This window comes from Gaetbulibacter sp. PBL-D1, from assembly GCF_050509525.1.
Taxonomy (GTDB): Bacteria; Bacteroidota; Bacteroidia; order Flavobacteriales; family Flavobacteriaceae; genus Gaetbulibacter_B; species Gaetbulibacter_B jejuensis.
Map to the genome: position 1 here is coordinate 150,292 of NZ_JBNWKB010000002.1, position 17,772 is coordinate 168,063.

Genomic DNA, 17,772 nt, shown 5'->3' on the forward strand with positions numbered 1-17,772 from the left:
ATAATCTTATTTTTGAGCAAATTTAGTCAATAATAGTATGAAATACACATTACTTTCAATTTTAGCTTTAGCCCTTTTAGGTTGTAAAAACGAAAACAAAACCACTACTAACGACACACAAGATACAACTGTTGCTGTTGAAAAGGAGCAAAAAGAGTCTTTAATATATCCTGAAGAAACACATTTTAAATCCCTTCGTCAAGTAACTTTTGGAGGTGATAATGCTGAAGCCTATTGGAGTTTTGACGACAAGCAATTGGTATTTCAATCTAACAACAAAGGCTGGAATGTTGGTTGCGATCAAATGTTTTTAATGAATGCTACAGACACGTTTACTGATAGTATTGCGCCTAAAATGGTAAGTACAGGAAAAGGCAGAACAACATGCTCTTATTTTCTTCCTGATAACAAACATATTATTTATGCTTCAACACATTTGGGTAATGAAGAATGCCCTGAAACACCTTTGCGTAAAAACGGAAAGTACATTTGGCCAATTTATGATAGTTACGACATTTTTGTAGCTGATTTAGATGGAAATATTGTAAAGCAATTGACTAACGAAATTGGTTATGATGCTGAACCAACAGTGTCTCCTAAAGGTGATAAAATTGTATTTACATCTACCAGAAGTGGTGATTTAGAATTATACACCATGAATATTGACGGAACTGATGTTAAACAAATTACCAACGAATTGGGTTATGATGGAGGTGCTTTCTTCTCTCCTGATGGTACTAAATTGATCTTTCGTTCTTCAAGACCAAAAACCGAAGAAGAAATTAAAGAATATAAAGCACTTTTAGAAGAAGGTTTAGTAGAACCTACTGAAATGGAACTGTACATTTGTAATGCTGATGGAAGTGATTTACGTCAACTAACTAGTTTAGGAAATGCCAACTGGAGTCCGTTTTTTCATCCTAGTGGAGAAAAAGTGTTGTTCTCTTCAAACTTTGAAGCTGAACGCGGATTTCCTTTTAATTTATACATGATTGATCTTGATGGTAAAAACCTTAAACGCATTACTCATGGCGAAACATTTGATGCGTTTCCTGTGTTTTCAAATGATGGAAAATATTTAGCATTTTCTTCAAACCGAAATAATGGAGGTGGTCGTGATACCAACTTATTTATTGCCGAATGGCAAGACTAATTGCTTTCTGACCGCAATCTGTTACGCTCTTGAAGATTACTGGTTCTTGAGTTAGAGCTTAGGTTAGTATTTCCAAACATGTATCTAAACCCTATTTTAATATAACGGTTATCAACATCAGTAAAAAGTTTACTGTTTTGGTTTAAGTAACGTGATCTATCAGTAAAATCTTGTCGGTTGAACAAATCTTCAGCTGAAAGTGAAATGACTCCTTTTTTATTGAAAACAGACTTCGAAATTGACAAATTTGAAGCTAAGCGTCCATCAACCTCTCTAAGTCCTTGAAGATTTTTTCCAACCCAATACATGGTTAAGTTAAGGTTGAGTGTTTTGTCTTTTAAAAATGTAAAATCATTTTGTAAAACACTATACGTAGACCACATATCTCGATTTAAAACCTCAGCATCAAACGTTTCGGTATCTTCAACATTATAAACTGAAAACACTCCGTATAAAAACCATCTTTCGGTAATATAAGAGCTAAGAATAAAATCAAAACCATACTCAACAGTGTTGTCAAAGTTAACAGGAACATACGATACTAAATTGGTTTCGTTATCCTGTATTGGTAACTCATAAATGTTGTTTTTTGATTTCTTATAATAGGCTTGAATAGTATAGCTGTCGTTTAAAGTAAATCCTGCATCTACATAATTATCGATAACTGGTCTAAGAGAAGGATTTCCTAAATAAACTGTATTGTCATTAATGAAGAAGTGAAAAGGGTTTAAACTTTCGTAATCTGGTCTTTGAATGCTTCGTTTGTAATTAGTATAAAAACTAAGGTTGTCAGACATTATATAGTTTATACTTGTTGTTGGAAACCACTCTAAATAGTCTTGTTTGTTAGTTTCGTTATTACTTATAGAAATTCCTGTAACATTGGTTTGTTCTGCTCTTAACCCAAGAGCTAAACTAAACTTTTCCCAATCTTGAGAATAGTTTATATAAGCTGCTAAAATAGCCTCTTCATAATCAAACGCATCAGTATTTTCTGGGTTTAAAACTTCACTGCCTCCTACAATATCGTATTGTGTAATATCGCTATTGGTGTTTATAAACGAAGCCTTTGCTCCTGCTTCAAAAAGAGAAGAATCGCTAATTGGTAATGTATAGTCAGCTTTTGAAGTAAAAATTTCGGTCTCTTGGTTGTTGTTTGTGTTATAACCCGTTGACTCAATAAAAGAATCGTCAGCATTGTAATAATTACTCAATACATCTTGTAACCTATTGTAATCATAGTTGGTATAATGTGCATTTAAAGACAACTTTTCTTCAGGGTTTTTAAATAAATGAGTATAGTCTAAATCCAATCCAATATTATGCTTTTCATCTGATGATAAACTGTTGGAATCATAATAAAACATTAAGCTTTCAGTATTATCAAAAGCATTGGTAAGGTTGCTTATCTTATACTTAAAATCAGGCAACCAAAGTACTGTAGAAGATAAACTCAACGTGTTTTTTTCATTGATATTATAATCAAAATTGAAATTGAAATTATGGGTTTTTGACCATGTGTTTCGATTAAGTTGAGATTTCCAAGTCTCTTCAATATCTAAGTTATCATCTAAAAAATTAACCTCTTCCCTATTGTTTCTATTAATTTTATTCTGCGTATAACTGTAGTTTGCAGAGAAGTTTATTTTTTCAGATTTAAAAAAGTGGCTTGTTCCTGCATTATATCTAGGAAAAACACCTTGAGTATAATTAGCAAACACATTACCTCTATACCCTGTAATAAGGTTTTTACTCATTACAATATTTATAACAGCTCCACTTTCAGCATCATATTTTGCCGAAGGATTTGTAATAACTTCTACAGCTTTTATGCTGTTTGCCGATGCGCCTTCAAGTAATTGACTTAGTTCTGCAGCAGTTAAATGTACCTTTCTGTCGTTTATATAAACCGTTGGCTCTGTGTTTTTAACCAATAAGTTGTTGTCTAATACCAAAACTCCTGGTGTACTTTTTAAAACCTGAAGCATATTACCTTCAGTTAATGCAGAGTTTTCAATATTAAAAACGACTCTATCAGCTTCTTTTTTTACTGTTGGCTTTTTATAGGTGAGTGTAATTTCGTCTAAAGATTCTTGTTTTTCTTCTAAAATTAGATCTTCAAGAACAAGATCTCCATCTACTACAATAGTTATAATATTGTCTTTGTAACCAATAAAGCTCGTTTTTATGAGATAAGTATCACTCTCTATATCAAAAAAACTAAAAGCTCCCTTATCATTAGAGGAAACACCTTTAACAATAGTTGAGTCATTGGTCATTAGTATTACATTAGCGTAGGACACAGGGTTGTTGTCAATATCTAGTACACGACCAGAAATAGTAAACTCTTGACTTAGGCTAAGTAATGGGATAAAAAACAGTAATAATTTTATAATTCGTTGAATAAAATTCAAATTTTTATAATTTAATATTGCAATATACTATTTGTTTTAGAATTTTTTTTACTGAAAAACCGTAAACGTGTATAAAAGAAAAAACTATAAACCTTAATAAATCGATTATATTTGCAAAATCTTAGGATGAAGAATTGCACTATGAAGAACATTAGAAATTTTTGTATAATAGCACATATCGACCATGGCAAGAGTACTCTTGCTGATAGGCTGTTAGATTTTACTGGTTCGGTTACCGACAGAGAAAAACAAGATCAGCTCTTGGATAACATGGATTTAGAGCGTGAACGAGGTATCACTATTAAATCGCATGCTATCCAAATGGAGTATATGCACAATGGCGAACAATATGTTTTAAACCTTATTGATACTCCTGGTCACGTAGATTTTTCTTACGAAGTATCGCGTTCCATTGCTGCTTGTGAAGGAGCGCTTTTAATTGTTGATGCTGCTCAAAGTATACAAGCGCAAACTATTTCTAATTTATATTTAGCTCTTGAAAATGATTTAGAAATCATTCCTGTGTTGAATAAAGTAGATTTACCTAGTGCAAATCCTGAAGAAGTTACTGATGATATTGTAGATTTATTAGGTTGCGACCCTTCTGAAGTTATCCATGCTAGTGGAAAAACTGGGTTTGGTGTTGAAAATATTTTATCTGCAATTATTGAGCGTGTACCTGCTCCTAGTGGTAATCCAGACGAACCATTACAAGCCTTAATTTTTGACTCTGTTTACAACCCTTTTAGAGGTGTTGAAACTTATTTTAGAGTTATTAATGGTAAAATTAGAAAAGGGCAAAACATTAAGTTTATTGCAACTGGCAAAACGTATTTTGCTGATGAAGTTGGAACTTTAAAACTTAAACAACAGCCAAAGCAAGTTATTAACGCTGGTGACGTTGGGTATTTAATTACTGGTATTAAAGAAGCTAAAGAAGTAAAAGTTGGTGATACTATTACTGATGCTAAAGAGCCAACTAAAAACGCTATTGAAGGGTTTGAAAACGTAAAACCAATGGTATTTGCTGGTATTTACCCTGTAGATACTGAAGATTATGAAGATTTAAGAGCATCTATGGAAAAGCTTCAGCTTAACGATGCTTCTTTAGTATTTGCTCCTGAAAGTTCTGCGGCTCTTGGTTTTGGATTCCGTTGTGGATTTTTAGGAATGTTGCATCTTGAAATTATTCAAGAGCGTTTAGAGCGTGAGTTTGATATGACAGTTATCACAACCGTTCCTAACGTAAGCTACCACGCGTTTACCAACAAAAATCCTGATGAAATCATCATTGTTAACAACCCAACCGATTTACCTGAACCTTCTACACTTAACCGAGTAGAAGAACCGTACATAAAAGCAACTATTATTACTAAAGCCGATTTTGTTGGTCCTGTAATGAGCTTGTGTATTGAAAAACGTGGTGTCATCACCAATCAAACATATTTAACACCTGAGCGTGTTGAGCTGTCTTTTGATATGCCTTTAGCTGAAATTGTTTTTGATTTTTATGATCGTTTAAAAACGGTTTCAAAAGGTTATGCATCTTTTGATTATTCTCCTATTGGAATGCGAGCTTCAAAACTTGTAAGGGTTGATATTTTATTAAACGCGCAACAAGTTGATGCGCTTTCAGCATTAATTCATGCCGATAATGCCTACACCATAGGTAAAAAAATGTGTGAAAAGTTAAAAGAACTTATCCCAAGACAGCAGTTTGATATTCCTATTCAAGCTGCAATTGGAGCAAAAATTATTTCTAGAGAAACCGTAAAAGCACTTCGTAAAGATGTGACTGCAAAATGTTATGGTGGAGATATTTCGCGTAAACGTAAACTTTTAGAAAAACAGAAAAAAGGTAAAAAACGTATGCGTCAAGTAGGTAATGTTGAAATACCTCAGCAAGCGTTTATGGCTGTATTAAAGCTTAACGATTAAAGTCCTTCGGGTTTTCCTAAGTAAACTAACTGAAAGCCTTTTTCTATTTCAAAATTCTTATCTAAAGAGCAAAGTATATGTAGCTCTCCCGATAGATCTTTTATAAATAGAGGTATTGCTTTTTGTTCAGCATTTAAGCGCTCAATGGTCTTTAAATACATTTCTTTAGACTCTATATTTATTTCATTAACTACAGGATAGTCTCTTGCAACTTCACTAAAGTTTAAGTAATCGTCCTTCTTAGAGAAAATAATATCTGTCGGAATAGACTCTGGATGCTTTATTTCTTCAGCAGAAATTAAACGATACGCTCCAGATTCGCCCAAATGCTTTTGAAATTTATTGATAGAATGTCTGTTTACCTCATCACTTCCTGTAAGTGCAAGTAAGTATCCAATATCGCTTAGCTCAACATCGTTAGATAAATCTTCAGAATAGACATTAGCTTCCATTGCATCAATATCTTTTGCTCTGGCTTTATCGATATTTTCTTTGTTACTATCAATTAACACCACATGTCGTCCATTATCAATCAAGTATTTTGCAATAATTCTAGACGCTTCAGACGCTCCAATAATTAAAATTCCGTTGCTTGATTTTAAGTAAACGCCTATCCATTTTGAAAAAGATCGTGCTGTTGTAGCATTAAGTAATACGGTTACTAAAACTGTTGTAAACACTAAAGGCGTAATATATTCAGCTCCTGGTTCTCCTTTTAAAACTAGCTTTGTACCAAATAAAGAAGCAATACCTGCAGCTACAATACCTCTTGGTCCAACCCAACTAATAAATAGCTTTTCGTTGACTTTTAACCTAGAATTTGTGGTGCTTAAGAACACACCTAACGGACGAAGAATAAAAATGATTATTGCCATTAATATGGCAGTGTTCCAATTGAAAACAATTTCTAAATCTTCAATATTTACATTGGCAGATAGCAAAATAAAGAGTATAGAAATAAGTAAAACACTTAACGACTCTTTAAAATATAATAATTCTTTAAGGTTAGGAAGTTTGCTGTTACCTAACACCATTCCCATAACCACAACAGCTAAAAGACCAGATTCGTGTGCAAAAACATCAGACTCTACAAACACTAAAAGCACAACTGATAAAGCTGCAACATTCAATAAATAATGAGGAATTAAATGCTTTTTAATAGCAAAATACAATGCTAATGCTGCTGTTGTACCAAAAGAAAATCCAACAATTACAATTTTCCCAAACTCAATAAATGCTTGTAAAGTATAACCACTATCATCTCCAATACTTATAAACTCAAAAACCAAAACCGCTACTAAAGCACCTATTGGATCAATTAAAATACCTTCCCATTTTAAAACTGCAGAAACGTCTTTTTTAAGCGGAATATTTCTTAAAATTGGTGCAATTACAGTTGGTCCTGTAACTATTATTAATGCTGAAAATAGAAATGAAATTTTCCAGCTTAAGCCAAAAATAAAGTGAGTTGCAATTCCTCCACCAATAAATGTAACAGCAGCTGCAACACTTATCAATTTTAAAATTACTGGTCCTACTTTGGATATTTCATTGCGCTTAAGGGTTAAACCACCTTCAAAAAGTATGACACCAATTGCTAAAGACACAAAGCTGTAGAGGCTTTCACCAGGAAAGAGTCCTTTGGTTCCGTTCCAAACAGGTTCAATCCATTTTGAGCCATCTTGAGATAGTAATGTAGAAATTGGCCCAACAAATAATCCTATTAATATTAAGGGTAAAATTGCAGGTATTTTAAATCGCCATGCAACCCATTGTGCTAATATTCCTAAAATTACAATTCCTGAAAGTTCAATCATGTATTTTATTTTTTGTTAAAATACTAATAAAAACCATAACCATCCATTACTCAACGGTAAAATAATTGGTTTTTAAAAGTATTATAGTGCGCTTCAATCACTTAAATTCCTTAGTATTTTTTTAATTTGCATAAAAATAAAATGTTATGAAATTATATCCTATTGAATCTGGAAATTTTAAGCTTGATGGTGGTGCTATGTTTGGTGTTGTGCCAAAATCGTTATGGCATCGTACTAATCCTGCCGATGCTAATAATATGATAGATATTGCTGCACGTTGTTTGCTTATTGAAGATGGAAATCGGTTGATTTTAATCGATACAGGAATGGGAGACAAGCAGAGCGACAAATTCTTTGGATATTATTACTTATGGGGAAATGATACTATTGATAAATCTCTAAAAAAATACGGCTTTCATAGAGATGATATTACTGATGTGTTTATGACGCATTTACATTTTGACCACTGTGGAGGCAGTGTACAATGGAATAAAGATAGAACAGGATATGAGCCTGCTTTTAAAAATGCACGTTTTTGGAGCAATAAAGACCATTGGTTGTGGGCAACTCAACCTAATAATCGTGAAAAAGCTTCGTTTTTGAAAGAAAATATTCTTCCGATGGAAGAGAGTGGTCAGCTAAACTTTGTATCACTACCTGAAACTGAAATTTTAAAGAATTCTGAATTAGGTTTTGATATCTTTTTTGCAAATGGACATACTGATAAGCAAATGATTCCTGTAATTACTTATAAGGATATGAAAATATGTTTTATGGCTGATTTACTTCCAACTGCAGGTCATTTGCCTTTACCTTATGTTATGGGATACGATACACGACCTCTATTGACCTTAGATGAAAAAGAAGCCTTTTTAAATCTTGCTGCTAATGACAATTTTTACCTATTTTTAGAACACGACGCTCACAATGAGATTATAACTGTACAGCAAACCGAAAAAGGTGTAAGGCTAAAAGATGTTTACAGTTGTAGTGATTTGTTCTAAAAAAACGTAATTGTAAAACATGAAAACAATTAAAGCTTTATTTTTTTGCTTACTACTTGTGTTGCTACATAATTGTGGGTCGTCTCCTATTATCTCAACACCAGAAGAGAATATTGACAACATTCCTTTAAAAATCTCTAATTTATCTGAAAGTGAGCTAAAAAAATGGAGTCATTTAGATTTAATAAAAGACACAATTCCTGGTATAAGCCTTGAAAAAGCCTACAGCGAAATTATTAAAACCAATAAAGGCGTTACAACCATAGTTGCTGTTATAGATTCTGGAGTAGATATAAACCATGAAGACCTTTCAAGTTCTATTTGGGTAAATACTAAAGAAATTCCAAACAACGGAAAAGATGATGACAATAATGGCTTTATAGATGATGTTAACGGTTGGAATTTTATAGGAGATACTTATGACGAGCAATTTGAGTTTGTAAGATTAATTGTAAGTGGAGATTCTTCCAACCCACGATATGCTGATGCGCTTTTTGAATATCAAAAACAGTATCAAAAATACTCAGAAGCAAAAACCAATACTGAGAATCTTATTCAACAAGTAACTACTGCAGATAATAGAATTTCAAGTTATCTAAAGAAAAAAAACTATACCAAAGAAGACGTATTTGCTATTAGAACTGAAGACCAAAATGTATTGGAAGCGGTTTCAATAATGAGATCTGTTTACACTTACAATTTTGAAACTGTTGATGCCATTAAAGCAGCTTTAAATAAAGATTTGAAATTAATAAACGAGCGATTAACAGTTCATTTAAATAAAAACCTAAAAGGCAGAAAAACAAACGACAATCCTAACGACATAAACGATATAGGTTATGGAGATAATAATGTAAAACCTCATGATACTGAAGAAACCCATGGCACTCATGTTTCAGGTATAATAGCAGCTAAAAGAGACAACAACAAAGGCATAAATGGTGTTGCAAACAATGTAAAAATTATGTCTATTCGTAACACACCTAATGGAGATGAATATGATAAAGACATTGCTCTAGCCATACGATATGCTGTTGATAATGGAGCAAAAATTATCAATATGAGCTTTGGTAAATACTTTTCACCTCATAAAGAGTGGGTTAAGGATGCTATTTTATATGCAGCAAGCAATGATGTACTCATTGTTCACGCAGCAGGTAACGATGCATTAAATTTAGATTCTTCTCTTAATTTTCCTACTGATGTTGAAAATGGAAAAGAAATTGCGGATAACTTTATAAATGTTGGTGCAACGTATTATCGATATGGTTCCGACCTAGTTGCAGATTACTCTAACTACGGAAAACAAAATGTTGATATTTTTGCTCCTGGTTCTAGTATTTACTCCACAGTTCCAAATAATTCTTATGAGTCTGAAGGAGGAACTTCAATGGCTGCTCCATTGGTTACAGGAGTTGCAGCATTAATTCGTTCGCAATACCCTAATTTAACAGCATCACAAGTAAAAAAAGCTATTTTAAATTCTGGTTTAGAAATTAATACCAAAGTAATTGTTGGCGGAAATATTGGAGATATAAAGTCTTTTGATACCTTGTCAAAATCTGGTAAACTATTAAATGCTTACAACGCATTATTAGAAGCTTCTAAACTAAACAACAACTAATTAATGTTCACCTACAACAAAAAAGAAAAATTAAAGAGTAAAAAGCTTATTGAACAACTTTTTGCAGAAGGACAATCGGTTTCAGCTTATCCACTTAAGCTTATATACTTGCCTGTTGATTTTGATGATTCGGTTTTATTAAAAGCAGGTGTAACTGTTAGCAAAAGAAAATTTAAAAATGCTGTTGATAGAAATCGTATCAAACGATTAATGAGAGAAGCCTATAGATTAAACAAGGCTGTAATTTTTAACAACATTACAACACAATATGCGTTAATGATTTTATACATTGGTAACGATGGTATAACTTTTGAGGTATTAGACACTAAAATGAAGGTTTTACTGAACAAATTCTTAAACGCATCCTCAAATAACTAAACTTAAGATGAAAACATTACTACGAAAAAGAATATTCATTCCTGTTTTGGCGCTTTCAATTTTTGTAACGACAAGTGCTTTTAAAAGTGAGTTTTTTGAAATAGCAAAGCAAATTGAAATCTTCACGACGCTATTTAAGGAACTAAACATGAATTATGTTGATGAAACCAATCCTGGAGATTTAATGGATACTGCCATTAAAAGCATGTTAGAAGACCTTGATCCTTATACCAATTTTATGAACGAGCAAGATGTTGAAGCTGCTCGTATAAACAATACTGGCGATTATACAGGCATTGGAGCAAGCGTTTTAACACTTAAAGACAAGTTGGTAATTGTGGAGCCTTACAAGGATTATCCTGCAGATAAAGCAGGCTTAAAAGCTGGTGATGAGATTATAAAAGTTGAAAATGTAGTTGTTGCCGATTTTAAAGATGATGCTGGTAATTTATTACAAGGTGCTTCTGGTACAACAGTAAATGTAACTTTTGTAAGACAAGGAAAAACACAAACAGCAGCTATAAAACGCGAAGCAGTAGAAATTCATGCTGTTCCTCATTTTTCAATGATTAATGATAAAACAGGTTATGTTGTTTTAAGAAAGTTTAATGATAAAGCCTCTAGCGAAACCATTAACGCTATAAGAAGTCTTAAAAACCAAGGTGCCGAAAAATTAATATTGGATTTAAGAGGAAATCCTGGTGGTTTACTGAGTGAAGCTGTAAATATTGTTAACATTTTTGTACCTCAAAACCAGTTGGTAGTTACTACAAAATCTAAAGTTAAAAAATACAACAAAACCTATTACACACAACGCGAAGCTATTGATACCGAAATTCCATTAGTGGTTTTAATAGATGGTAGAAGTGCTTCAGCAAGCGAAATTGTATCAGGTGCTTTACAAGATTTAGATAGAGCAGTTGTTGTTGGTGCAAGAAGTTTTGGAAAAGGCCTTGTACAGCGACCAAAACCGCTTATTTATGGAACTCAAATGAAAATAACCATTTCTAGATATTACACACCATCTGGAAGATGTATACAAGCTTTAGATTACTGGAATAGAGATGAAAATGGTAAAGCAACCAGAGTTAAAAAAGAAAACTATAGTGCATTTAAAACCAAAAAAGGAAGAACCGTTTACGATGGTGGCGGAATTCAACCTGACTTGGAATTAGTAGAATCGGTTTATAGCCCAATTACAAACGCTATTTTAAACGACAACTTAATATTTAATTATGCTACTGAATATTACTACAAGAATAGTGTTACAGATTTGAAATCGTTTAAACTTTCAGATAGTGATTTCAATAATTTTAAAGCCTTTTTGGATAAGAATAATTTCAACTTTGAAACCAAAACCGAAAAAGCTTTTGAAGAGGCTATGGAAGTAGCCAATGACGAGCAAATTTATGCTGCTATAAACAATGAATATACTAGCTTAATTAATACCATAAATACCTATAAAAATAGAGCTGTAGATAATAATAAAGACCAGTTACTATCGCTTTTATCTGATGAAATTGTAAAACGTTATTTTTATAGAGAAGGACTGTATGAATATTATTTAGCTAACAACCTTGAAATTCAAAAAGCAAAGGAAATTCTTAAAAATCCTTCAACATATTCAAGTTATTTAAATTAATTATTTGACTGTATTTTATGTTAAAAAATAAAAATAATTTATCTTTAATTCCCCTTTTTTAAAGAAAAATGAAAAAACTAATAGTCTTACTCTTTTTAATATCTCAATTTGTTTGTGCTCAAAAAGAACTTACTCACGAAGTGTATTTTGAAACAGATAAATATGATGTTCCTGAAACTGAGCATAGTAGACTATTAATGTTTTTATCAAAAATTGAAGGTTTAGATATTGAAAAAATATCCATTTATGGCTTTTGTGATGATAGAGGTAGTGATGATTACAACTTGGTTTTATCACAGCAAAGGGCAAATTCTATCAAAGAAATATTTTCAAATAACGAGTTTGACGAGTCTGTCATTACAAATGTTGATGGAAAAGGAGAAGTATTATTAAAACTTGTTAAAGAAGAAGACATTAATAAAATACGTGGTTTAAATCGTAAAGTTCAAATTATTGTGCATCCTTATGATCCACCTAGAGTTGTTGTTGAAGAACCTAAAAAACAAGATGTAAAAGATGCTTTAAAAGGCGAACTTAAAGCTGGTGATAAATTTACTTTAGACAATATTTTATTTAAAACCGGTTATAGCTATTTGCTTCCAGAATCAGTAAAAACATTAGAAGACATTGCTAAAGTACTTGTTGAACGCGATGACATTTACTTTACAATACAAGGTCATGTGTGTTGTACGCAAAATAGTAGAGATGCTATTGACCGAAGAACAAAAAAACGAAATCTTTCTGTAGCTAGAGCTAAATATATTTATGACTATTTAGCTAAAAAAGGGGTTGATAAACGCCGAATGAAATATGTTGGTATGCGTCGTAAATTTCCGCTTGGTGGCGAACCAAAATATGATAGACGTGTGGAAATTTTAGTAACCTACGTTGGTGGTCAAGATAACTAGTTTACGCTTTGTAAACCATTGCTATATGCGGAATACCATCTTCAAGATAGTCTTCTCCTATTGCTTTAAATCCTAAATTATTATAAAACTTATTTAAGTAACATTGCGCTGATATTTTTATGTCGGTTTCGTTGTAGTGTTCTTTTATAGCTTGTATAGAAGCCTCCATAATATCATAACCATATTTATGCTGGCGTTCTTTTTTAGCAACTACAACTCTACCAATACTAGCTTTTTCAAAATAATCTCCTGGTTTAAAAATGCGTGTGTAAGCTACTACAACATTGTTTTTATAACCTAAAACATGAAGTGCTTTTTGGTCTTTTCCATCAATATCTTGGTATACACAATCTTGTTCTACAACAAAAACTTCGCTTCGTAATTGTAGTATATCATATAATTCTTGAGTAGTTAATTCTTGAAATGTTTTGGTTGTAATATCTAGCATTAGTCTTGTACGATAACTTCTTTAGGATCTTCTTTATTAAACTCTGGTTGTATGGTTACATGATTTATATTAAACTCGTCATGTAATAGGTTTTCTATTTCTAACAATAAGTCATTAAATTCTGATGTTGAAATATCTTCTTTTAAATCTAAATGCGCTTCTAAATGCAGTTCGTCATCACTTAAATTCCATATATGTACATGGTGTAGTTTATTCACTTTTGGAAGCTTATTAACAACACGAACCACAGCTTTAATATCTATATGTTCTGGTGTAAAAAGCATCAGCATTTTAGTAGATGTTTTTAATAAATGATAGCCAACAAAAATTAAATACACAGCTATTAAAAAGGTAAGCAAACTATCTACCCAAAACAGCTGAAAATACTTCATTAATAAGCCTCCTATCAATACTGCCACACTTGCTAACATATCTGTTAATAAGTGTAAGTAAGCCGATTTTATATTAATATTATTATCAGAATCTTTTTTTAGCAGTAACACACTATAACCATTACCAGCTATTGCAATAAGAGACAACCAAATAACAAGGTTTGATTCTATATTTTGCGGATCTTTAAAACGCTCAACAGCTTCTTTTATAAGTATTACTGCAACAATTATTAAGGTTGCAGCATTTACAAAAGCCGCTAAAATTTCGGCACGTTTATAACCAAAAGTTCTATTTATTGATGCTTTTTGCTTTGATAATTTTGAAGCTATATAACTTACAATTAAAGACAGTACATCACTAAAATTATGCAGCGCATCACTTAACAACGATAAACTACCAGAAACCAAACCACCTATTACTTGAGCAACTGTAATTACAGTATTAAGTAATATGGTAATTAAAAGCTTTCGGCCTTTTAAATCTTTATGATCGTGGTTATGTGCATGCGAATGACTCATAGTTTACCAACTTAAAAATTGGTAATTAACAAGATAAAGGAATCTTATCAATACGATTTTGATGACGACCACCTTCAAAAGCTGTATTTAAAAATACATCTACCATTTTTATAGCTTGCGGTATTGATGTAAAACGCGCAGGAATACAGATAATATTTGCATTATTATGTAATCGTGTGAGTTCAGTAATTTCGCTTGTCCAGCAAACGCCAGCTCTAACATTTTGATATTTATTTGCTGTCATAGCTACACCATTTGCGCTACCACAAATAAGAATTCCAAAATCTACCTCTTTATTATTAACATCTTTAGCTACAGGATGTACAAAATCTGGATAATCTACACTATCTTCAGTATCTGTACCATAGTTTGTAATAGAATACCCTTTAGATTCTAAATGGTTTACAATAGCTTTTTTGTAATCTGGACCTGCGTGGTCGTTACCAATTGATAATTTCATGTTTTTGTTGTGTTGTTGTTGTTGTAAAAGACATAAGATTTTAATGTTGAAATAAACATCAAAACATTACTATCTTAATTATTGAGTAAAGGTACAAAATGTCCTTATAAACACTTATGTTATGTAGGTAATAGTTAACAATTAATTAGCATTGTTAATAGTTTATCAAATAGTAGCTCATAACTTGTTAATAACTGTTTACTTCTTTCTGAAAGAAATATTTTTAAATCTCAATTTTATTTACAAACAAAAATTGAAACCAATAAACCAAAAAATAACTTCGCTTTTTTTAGCTGACTTTTAAGCCATCTTTTTTACGTTTATAAACATATAAATTTGAAAATATTATCAATATTTGGTTATTAACATGAGTTATTAACAGCTGTTAATAGCTTTTAAAATAGTTCTAAAAATGAATGTATTAGATGCGTTTCTAATGTTAACTAAATATCAATAGAATGTAAACTACGTGTTTTCAAAATAAAATTTAAAAAAGTTATTCCAGCTATTAACAAACAATAATAATCATTAATATTTTTTTTAAATTTTTAAAAAGAAAAGATATTATATATATAAATGTGAATAACTGCTTTCTGTTTATTTTATCAAATAATAGTCTTCTATTTATTATTTCATTGTGTTATAAAACTATTAATTAATCTAGGCTGATAATTCATTTAATATTTAAATCGTAGCTTTGTATCAAATAACTTGGTGCAAGCACTTAAGGCATGAATAAGAAAAGAGTTTTAATGTCGAAGCAAGCCTAGGAAGATTTAAATCTCGATTATCGAGTAAACTTATAACCAGTACTTCACTTTTATTAGGTTATAAAATAACAGATTCCTATCTTTAATTAGGAAATGAAAATGATTACATAATACATGGCAAGAAAGAAAAAAAGGAAACCTTCACATAACAAGATTTCCAACCTTACTAATACAATCTTAAGTATTTTAAAAAAAGAGAAAAATAAAACGTTTAACTACAAACAAATAGCTGCTAAACTTGGTGTAAATGATGCCAGTAGCAGAAATCAAATTATAAAAAAACTTCAGCAACTTAAAGCGAAACAAGAAATAGAAGAAGTAGATCGTGGTAAATTTAAAGCCATTGTTACTGCAGAATATCACACAGGTATTCTAGACTTAAACGCTAAAGGTTCAGGTTACGTTATTTGTGACGATTTTGATGAAGACGTTTACATTGCTTCAAACAATATAAATAAAGCGTTAGATGGAGACGAAGTAGAATTCTATGTTTATAAACGTCGTAAACGTGGTAAGTTTGAAGGTGAAATTACCGAAATTATAAAACGTGCAAAAAGCGAATATGTTGGTGTCATTCAATTACATAGCAACTATGCTTTTGTAGTACCAGATAGCAATAAAATGTACAAAGATATTTTTGTACCAATTAATAAAACCTTTAAAGCTGAAGATGGTGACAAAGTACTAGTATCTCTTGAAGATTGGCCTGAAAAAGCTGATTCTCCTTACGGAAAAGTAATAAAAGTTCTAGGAAAACCAGGAGATCATAATACCGAAATTCATGCCATTTTAGCTGAATATGGTTTGCCTTACGAATTCCCGTATGAGGTAGAAAATTATGCCAATAATATAGATACTTCAATTACGAAAGAAGAAATTGCTAAACGTCGTGATATGCGAGATGTACTGACGTTTACTATTGATCCTAAAGATGCTAAAGATTTTGATGATGCCCTATCATTTCAAGTGTTAGATGATGGTTTATACGAAGTTGGTATTCACATTGCCGATGTATCACATTACGTAAAACCAGATACAGTTTTAGATGACGAAGCTTACGAGCGTGCAACTTCAGTATATTTAGTAGATCGCGTGGTACCAATGCTACCCGAAATTCTATCTAACAACGCGTGTTCACTACGACCACATGAAGAAAAATATACCTTTTCAGCCGTTTTTAAAATCAATGATAAAGCTGAAGTTAAAGACCAATGGTTTGGTAGAACAGTCACTTATAGTGATGCACGTTTTGCATACGAAGAAGCGCAAGCCATTATAGAATCTAAAACAAACGAAATTCCTGCCGAAGTATCTCTTACAGGAAAAGCTTATAAAACTGATCAAAAAATAGCCGATGCTACATTAAAACTTGATGAATTGGCTAAAAAAATGCGTTCTAAACGTATGCGTTCTGGTGCCATTTCTTTTGATAAAGTAGAAGTGAAGTTCAACCTAGATGAAACCAATAATCCGGTTGGTGTGTTCTTTAAAACTTCAAAAGATGCTAACAAGTTAATTGAAGAATTTATGCTGTTAGCAAATAAAAAAGTAGCCGAATTTATAGGAAAACAAAAACCAGAAAAAACTTTTATATATCGTGTGCACGACGAACCAGACGATAGTAAATTGGCAGCTTTACAAAATATTGTTGGACGTTTTGGTTATAAACTCAATTTTAAAGACCGAAAAAGTACAACAGCTTCATTAAACAATTTATTAAAAGATGTTGCTGGTAAAAAAGAACAAAACCTGGTTGATACGCTTGCGATACGCAGTATGAGTAAAGCAGAGTATACCACGCACAACATAGGTCATTACGGATTAGCATTTGACTATTACAGTCATTTTACATCGCCTATACGTCGTTATCCTGATGTTATGGCACATCGTTTACTACAACATTATTTAGATGGCGGAAAAAGCGCTAATGAAGCTATTTATGAAGACAAATGTAAACATTCCAGTAATATGGAATATTTAGCAACAAAAGCTGAACGAGATAGTATCAAATACATGCAAATTAAATTTATGCAAGATCATAAAGACGAAGAATTTGTAGGCGTTATTTCAGGAGTGACAGATTGGGGAATTTATGTAGAAATTATTGATAACAAATGCGAAGGTATGGTTCGAATTCGTGATATAAAAGACGATTATTACGAGTTTGACGAAAGCCAATACGCTATTGTAGGTCGCGAAACCAAAAACATGTATCAATTAGGTGATGAAGTGATTGTAAAAGTAAAAGAAACCGATTTAGTTAAAAAACATTTAGATTTTACATTAATAGGAAAACACGAGTAAT

13 protein-coding genes are annotated in these 17,772 nt (G+C 31.8%); 8 read left to right on the plus strand and 5 right to left on the minus strand.

Annotated features, from left to right (window positions below):
• Positions 1-37: 37 nt before the first annotated feature.
• Positions 38-1,153 carry a TolB family protein gene (locus ACQ0RB_RS02640; RefSeq protein ID WP_430496297.1) on the plus strand — a complete coding sequence of 372 codons (1,116 nt, stop codon included), beginning with the start codon at positions 38-40 and terminating at the stop codon, positions 1,151-1,153.
• Here the strand turns inward: ACQ0RB_RS02640 and ACQ0RB_RS02645 are convergent.
• The gene (locus ACQ0RB_RS02645; protein ID WP_430496299.1) at positions 1,150-3,567 is read right to left on the minus strand and encodes an outer membrane beta-barrel family protein; all 2,418 of its coding nucleotides are present in this window, start codon (positions 3,565-3,567) and stop codon (positions 1,150-1,152) included. The genes ACQ0RB_RS02640 and ACQ0RB_RS02645 overlap by 4 nt on opposite strands.
• Before the next feature lie 141 nt (positions 3,568-3,708).
• Between ACQ0RB_RS02645 and lepA the strand changes: the two genes are divergently transcribed.
• Positions 3,709-5,505, plus strand: coding sequence for a translation elongation factor 4 (lepA, locus tag ACQ0RB_RS02650; RefSeq protein ID WP_129759819.1), 1,797 nt, complete (start codon positions 3,709-3,711; stop codon positions 5,503-5,505).
• Here lepA and ACQ0RB_RS02655 read toward each other — a convergent pair.
• Entirely contained in the window at positions 5,502-7,322 is a 1,821-nt protein-coding gene (locus ACQ0RB_RS02655; protein WP_131506414.1) for a cation:proton antiporter, read from the minus strand. The genes lepA and ACQ0RB_RS02655 overlap by 4 nt on opposite strands.
• 146 nt (positions 7,323-7,468) lie before the next feature.
• On the opposite strand from ACQ0RB_RS02655, the gene ACQ0RB_RS02660 reads away from it, so the two are divergent.
• From ACQ0RB_RS02660 to ACQ0RB_RS02680, 5 genes are all read left to right on the plus strand, one after another.
• Positions 7,469-8,326 carry an MBL fold metallo-hydrolase gene (locus ACQ0RB_RS02660; RefSeq protein WP_430496302.1) on the plus strand — a complete coding sequence of 286 codons (858 nt, stop codon included), beginning with the start codon at positions 7,469-7,471 and terminating at the stop codon, positions 8,324-8,326.
• Positions 8,327-8,345: 19 nt separating this feature from the next.
• Positions 8,346-9,950 (plus strand): S8 family peptidase, encoded by a 1,605-nt coding sequence (locus tag ACQ0RB_RS02665; protein ID WP_430496303.1) that lies wholly within the window; start codon positions 8,346-8,348, stop codon positions 9,948-9,950.
• A 3-nt stretch (positions 9,951-9,953) separates the two neighbouring features.
• Entirely contained in the window at positions 9,954-10,328 is a 375-nt protein-coding gene (gene rnpA, locus ACQ0RB_RS02670) for a ribonuclease P protein component (RefSeq protein WP_129759815.1), read from the plus strand.
• Between the two features lie 7 nt (positions 10,329-10,335).
• A complete protein-coding gene (locus tag ACQ0RB_RS02675) occupies positions 10,336-11,970 on the plus strand; it encodes a S41 family peptidase (RefSeq protein ID WP_134198322.1) in 1,635 nt (544 codons plus the stop codon).
• 68 nt (positions 11,971-12,038) lie between these two features.
• Positions 12,039-12,878: an OmpA family protein gene (locus ACQ0RB_RS02680; protein WP_131506409.1), complete on the plus strand. Its 840-nt coding sequence runs from the start codon at positions 12,039-12,041 to the stop codon at positions 12,876-12,878.
• Position 12,879: 1 nt separating this feature from the next.
• On the opposite strand, the gene ACQ0RB_RS02685 is transcribed toward ACQ0RB_RS02680, so the two are convergent.
• The 3 genes from ACQ0RB_RS02685 to rpiB are packed head-to-tail and all read right to left on the minus strand — an operon-like array spanning position 12,880 to position 14,697.
• Entirely contained in the window at positions 12,880-13,326 is a 447-nt protein-coding gene (locus ACQ0RB_RS02685) for a GNAT family N-acetyltransferase (RefSeq protein ID WP_134198323.1), read from the minus strand.
• Positions 13,326-14,237 (minus strand): cation diffusion facilitator family transporter, encoded by a 912-nt coding sequence (locus ACQ0RB_RS02690; protein ID WP_430496306.1) that lies wholly within the window; start codon positions 14,235-14,237, stop codon positions 13,326-13,328. Before ACQ0RB_RS02690 ends, ACQ0RB_RS02685 begins: the two co-directional genes overlap by 1 nt.
• A gap of 25 nt (positions 14,238-14,262) precedes the next feature.
• Positions 14,263-14,697, minus strand: a complete 435-nt coding sequence (rpiB, locus tag ACQ0RB_RS02695) for a ribose 5-phosphate isomerase B (RefSeq protein ID WP_129759810.1) — start codon at positions 14,695-14,697, stop codon at positions 14,263-14,265.
• 884 nt (positions 14,698-15,581) lie between these two features.
• Here rpiB and rnr point away from each other — a divergent pair.
• On the plus strand, positions 15,582-17,771 hold the full coding sequence (gene rnr, locus ACQ0RB_RS02700) for a ribonuclease R (RefSeq protein WP_418508790.1): 2,190 nt from the start codon (positions 15,582-15,584) through the stop codon (positions 17,769-17,771).
• Position 17,772 lies beyond the last annotated feature (1 nt).